Here is a 5326-nt window from a genome sequence, read left to right as displayed (position 1 = left end):
GCGCACGTGGCCGCTGCGGATCAGCTCCTGTGGCAGTCCCACGACGGCCTCTTCGAGCCACTGCTTGGCCTGACGGCGGAGGTGGTCCTCGTAGGCGCGCTCCGGCGGCACAGCCGCGCTGCGGGTGCCCTCGAACGGGAGCACGATCACGAGGTGCAGCACCGCGCCGAGGCTGCGGGCGAGCCGGGCGCCCAGTGCCGCGGCATCCGCCCCCGAATCCGTCGCCGTGTAGCCGACGACGATCGACTCGGTCATCAGCCGGCCTCGACCGTCGCGCCCGCGCGAGCCGACTCGAGGATGTTCTCGGCCGCGAGACGGCCCATGCGGATGGCGCCGTCGACGTGCTGGTATCCGGCACCGGCCATGTCGCTGCAGGCGAAGTGGATCGGACCGACCGCAGCACGCAGGTCGGCGCCGTAGCGGTGCAGACCGCCCATGTCGAAGCTCGCGGCGTACGCGCCGCGGGTCCACTCCTCGGTGCCCCAGTCGCTCTCGTAGTAGACGACCGGGTTCTTGGCCTCGGGACCGTAGTAGTGCGACAGCGACTCGAGGATGCGCTCCTTGCGCTCCTCGGCCGACAGCTCGAAGAGGTCGTCGGCGTTCTGGTCGCTGACGAAGCCGACCAGTGTGCCGCGCTCGTCGCCGTGGTTGGTGTTGTCGTACGCCTCGTGAGACAGCTCGTAGGGGCTGAACGCGGTACCGCTGAGACCCTGCTCGCGCCAGAACGGACGGTCGTAGACGGCGTGCACCTTGATCACGAAGCCCATCGACAGGTGCTGGTGCAGCTGGTGCTGACGGCGCGGCAGCGGCGGCACGAACGAGATGCGGTCGTACAGCACGGGCGCGTGCGCGAGGATCGCGAAGCGCGCGCGCACGGTGTGATCGTCGGTCGTGGCGACGACGCCGTCCTGCGCCCACTCGAGTGTGCGCACCGGCTGGTTCAGGTGCACGTCGTCGCCCAGGCGCTCGGCGAGACGGATCGGCACCTGCTGCAGACCGCCGACGACGCGCTTGTCGAGGATGAAGTCGGCGTCGACGAGGTTCGAGTAGGAGCCGGCGGATGCCGCCATGAGCAGCGACTGCAGCAGCGAGAACGTGTGGGTCGGCTTGGTGAGCATCGCCGAGCCGGTCGCGAAGGCGAGGTTGCGCACGGCCTCGTCGTCGTCGGTCTGCTGGCGCAGCCAGGCGTCCCACGTGACGTGGTCCCATTCCTCGGCCTTCGGGTGCTCCCACGGCCGGTCCGGGTCGATCTCGGCGACCATGGCGTCGAGCATCGCGGTGATCTCGGCGATGACGGCCTCGGTCTCGGCGGACACCGGGAACATCTCGCCGGTGAAGCGGTGCACGGTGCCGTCCGGGCCGACGTAGACGCTGTCGCCCTCGCGATAGCGGCTGTAGGTCTCGAGACCGAGCTCCGCGATCGTGTCCTTGAGGGCATCCTGATCGGGCGAGACCCACTGGCCGCCGATCTCGAGCATCGCGCCCTCGATGACGTCGGTCCACAGTCGGCCACCGACGCGGTCACGCGCCTCGAGCACGGCGACCGACAGGCCCGCCGTGCGCAGGTCGTTCGCCGCGGTGAGCCCCGCGGCTCCGGCTCCGATGATCAGAACGTCACGAGTGATCTCAGCCATCTGCTTCTCCTTCGTTGGAAAGGTGTGCCGGTCGCGACTCGTGATCCCCCGACCTGAGTCGCGACCGGACGTCTGTTCAGGTCGCGACGGCGTCGCTTCCCGGGGTCTGTGTCGCCGGCACGGCGTCGCGCTTCTTGAGGTTGCGGCGCACGAGCGGCCAGAACAGCACGAGCACGCCGGTGGCGATGAGGCTCGTCCAGACCTGGGTGCGCCCGCCCTCGGTCGTCAGCATGACCACGAGCACTGCGGCGATGCAGGCGATCAGCACGATGTTGAGCCACGGGTGCAACCACATCTTGAGCTTGAGGTTCGCGACCTCCTCGGGTGTCATCTTCTGGCGCAGCCGCCACTGGGTCAGCGCGATGAAGACGTACACGAACAGGGCGACGAGCCCTGCCGAGTTCATGATGAAGTCGAAGATGCCCGAGCCGGGGGTGAAGAAGTTCACGAGGGTGGCGATGAGGCCGCCGATCGTCGAGGCGAGAAGCGCCATGACGGGCACTCCGCTCTTCGACTTCTTCGTCATGATCTTCGGCGCGAAGCCCTGTTCTGCGAGCGCCGAGAACATGCGCGACGCGGAGTACAGGCCGGAGTTCAGCACCGAGATCACCGCGGTGAAGATGACGAGCTGCATGATGACGCTCGCTCCCGGGATGCCGAACTGCTCGAGCGCGTACGTGAACGGCGCGTTCGCGACGTCGGTCGGCACGGGGAGCTCATCCCACGGAACCACCGTGACGATGATGAGCACGGAGCCGACGAAGAACAGCAGGATGCGCCAGATGATGGTGCTCGTCGCCTGACGGATGCCCTTGGCCGGGTCCTCGGACTCGGCCGACGCCATCACGGCGATCTCGGTGCCGAAGTACGAGAAGATCACGAGCGCGACGCCGGTGAAGGCGACGCCGTAGCCGTTCGGGGCGAATCCTCCGTGCTCCCAGAGGTTCGAGATCGACACCTCGGAGTTCGGCCAGAGCCCGAAGGCGAAGAGCAGACCGGCGCCGAGGAACACGACGATCGCGAGCACCTTGATGCTGGCGAGCCAGAACTCGACCTCACCGAACGTGCGCACCGAGATGACGTTCGTGCCGACGAAGATCGCGATCAGCACCAGCGACCAGGCCCACGACGGCACCACAGGGAACCAGCTGGCCATCGTCTCACCGCCGAGCACCGCCTCGTAAGCGAGCACGCCGACCCAGAAGTACCAGTACAGCCAGCCCACGAGGTAGGCGGCCCAATTGCCCAGGCCCACCCTCGCGTACTCCATGAACGAACCGATGGCCGGACGCGAGGCCGCCATCTCGCCGAGCATGCGCATCGCGAGGAACACCAGCAGACCGCCGATGAGGTACGACAGCACGGCGGCGGGTCCGACGGCGCGGATGACGTTGCCGGATCCGACGAACAGGCTGGCGCCGATGATCCCGCCGAGCGTGATCATCGTGACGTGACGGGACCGCAGCTTCTTCGTGCGCGGGTTCGCGCCGGCGAAACCGGCCGACGTCTCAGGCGAGACGGGCCGATCCCACTGCGATTCCGGTTCGGTCGACATGTCAGGCCGCGGCGAGCGCTTCTGCGACGACGTCGAGGCCCTCGTTGAGCAGCTCGTCGCCGATCGCGAGCGGCGGCAGGAAGCGGATGACGTTGCCGTAGGTGCCGCACGTCAGGACGATCACGCCCTGCGCGATGGCGGCCTTGGCGACGGCCGCGGTGAGCGCGGCATCCGGAGCCTGGGTCTCGGGGTCGACGAACTCGGCCGCGATCATCGCGCCGTGTCCGCGGATGTCGCCGATGCGGGCGTCCTGCTGCTGCATGGCGGTGAGGCGCGTCGTCAGGATCTCGCCGATCTCGCGCGCGCGCTCGATCACGCCGTCGTTCTCGAAGACGTCGATCGCGGCGAGCGCCGCGGCGCAGGCGATGGGGTTGCCGCCGTAGGTGCCGCCCAGGCCGCCGGCGTGAGAGGCATCCATGATCTCGGCGCGGCCGGTGACCGCCGCGAGGGGCAGTCCGCCCGCGATGCCCTTGGCCGTCGTGATCAGGTCGGGCTCGATGCCGAAGATCTCGCTCGCGAACATGTGGCCGGTGCGTGCGAAGCCGGTCTGCACCTCATCGGCGATGAAGACGACGCCGTTCGCGCGGCACCAGTCGAGGATCGCCGACAGGAAGCCGTCTGCGGGCACGATGAATCCGCCCTCACCCTGGATGGGCTCGATGATGACGGCGGCGAGGTTGTCGGCACCGATCTGCTTCTCGAGCTGCAGGATCGTGCGGGCCGCGGCCTCGGCGCCCGAGAGACCGTCGCGGAACGGGTACGACATCGGCGCGCGGTAGACCTCGGGCGCGAACGGTCCGAATCCGCTCTTGTACGGCATCGACTTGGCGGTGAGCGCCATGGTCAGGTTGGTGCGGCCGTGGTAGCCGTGGTCGAACGCGACGACGGCCTGACGACCGGTGTGCTTGCGGGCGATCTTGATCGCGTTCTCGACGGCCTCGGCGCCCGAGTTGAAGAGCGCGCTCTTCTTGGCGAAGTCGCCGGGGGTGATCCGGTTGAGGGCCTCGGCGACCTCGATGTACGACTCGTAGGGCGAGATCATGAAGCAGGTGTGGGTGAACTGCGCGGCCTGAGCGGCGACGGCGGCGGCGACCTTCGGATGGGCGTTCCCCACCGTGGTCACGGCGATGCCGGAGCCGAGGTCGATGAGCGAGTTGCCGTCGGCGTCGACGACGACGCCACCGCCCGCGGCGACGGTCGCGACCGGCACGGTGTGTCCGACGCCCGCGGGCACCGCTGCGGCCTTTCGAGCCAGGATCTCCGCCGACCGGGGGCCGGGGAGCTCGGTGACCAGGCGACGCTCCTGGGGGAGCTCGGGTCCGCCGAGGGGAACTGCAACAGCTGCGGTGTCGAGGAGTGCCATGTGGGCGAGCGTACGACCGCCGAGCAGCCCCGCGCACTCGCCGTTCTGTACAATCTGGAGGAGAGAATCGCCGAGCTGTACACGCTCGGAATCGCACATCGATCGAAGGAGCTGCGATGGATGCCGCCGAGCAGCCCACGCTGCGCGCCCTGCTCGGTCGCCGCGATCTCGGTCTGCGCCTGGTCTCGACAGAATCCGCGCTCTCCCCCGGTGCCCTCGATCGCCCGCTGCGCTGGGTGCACAGTTCCGACCTCGCCGACCCCACGCCGTTCCTCGCCGAAGACCTCGCTCTGCTGACCACGGGCACACAGTTCGATGCGGATGCCGATCTCGACGTCTACGTCGGTCGGCTCTCTGATCGCGGGGTGCTCGGCCTCGGGTTCGGCACCGACGTGCATCGCGCCGGCATCCCCGACGACCTGATCGCCCAGTGCGCGCACCACGGGATGCCGCTCTTCGAGGTGCCGTACCGCACGCCGTTCATCGCCGTGGCTCGCGCGCACTCCGAGGCCATCGCCGCTCAGGCCTACGCCCGCAGGTCGTGGGCGCTCGACACGCAGCGCGCGCTCGCCCTGGCGGCACTGCGTCCGCGTGGACTCGACGCGACTCTCGCCGAGCTCGGGCGCCGGCTCGGCGCATGGGTCGGCATGTACGACACCGCCGGCATCCTGCAGACCTCGCATCCCCGAACGGAGCTGCCGGCGAGCAGCCTGACAGCGCTGGGCGCGCGGGCGACCGAGGTGCTCGCCCGCGGACTCGAGGCCGGCCAATCGC

General features: G+C 69.1%; 4 protein-coding genes and 1 pseudogene. 1 reads left to right on the top strand and 4 read right to left on the bottom strand.

Going from position 1 to position 5326, the window contains the following annotated elements; all coding sequences use genetic code 11:
• From RTM68_RS16725 to gabT, 4 genes and pseudogenes are all read right to left on the bottom strand, one after another.
• A pseudogene (locus RTM68_RS16725) lies at positions 1 to 255 on the bottom strand (universal stress protein); the annotation flags it as partial.
• Positions 255 to 1634, bottom strand: coding sequence for an NAD(P)/FAD-dependent oxidoreductase (locus RTM68_RS16720; protein ID WP_312173096.1), 1380 nt, complete (start codon positions 1632 to 1634; stop codon positions 255 to 257). The gene RTM68_RS16720 and the pseudogene RTM68_RS16725, both read right to left, overlap by 1 nt.
• Before the next feature lie 76 nt (positions 1635 to 1710).
• Positions 1711 to 3189 (bottom strand): amino acid permease, encoded by a 1479-nt coding sequence (locus RTM68_RS16715; protein WP_312173093.1) that lies wholly within the window; start codon positions 3187 to 3189, stop codon positions 1711 to 1713.
• A 1-nt stretch (position 3190) separates the two neighbouring features.
• The gene (gene gabT / locus RTM68_RS16710; RefSeq protein WP_312173090.1) at positions 3191 to 4552 is read right to left on the bottom strand and encodes a 4-aminobutyrate--2-oxoglutarate transaminase; all 1362 of its coding nucleotides are present in this window, start codon (positions 4550 to 4552) and stop codon (positions 3191 to 3193) included.
• Between the two features lie 116 nt (positions 4553 to 4668).
• Here gabT and RTM68_RS16705 point away from each other — a divergent pair.
• Positions 4669 to 5326 (top strand): PucR family transcriptional regulator ligand-binding domain-containing protein (locus tag RTM68_RS16705; RefSeq protein ID WP_312173087.1); only part of this gene is annotated, 658 nt, incomplete at its 3' end.

Origin of the sequence: Microbacterium sp., from assembly GCF_031988965.1 — a bacterium.
Taxonomy (GTDB): Bacteria; Actinomycetota; Actinomycetes; order Actinomycetales; family Microbacteriaceae; genus Microbacterium.
This window is presented reverse-complemented; position numbering and strand designations above follow the sequence as displayed.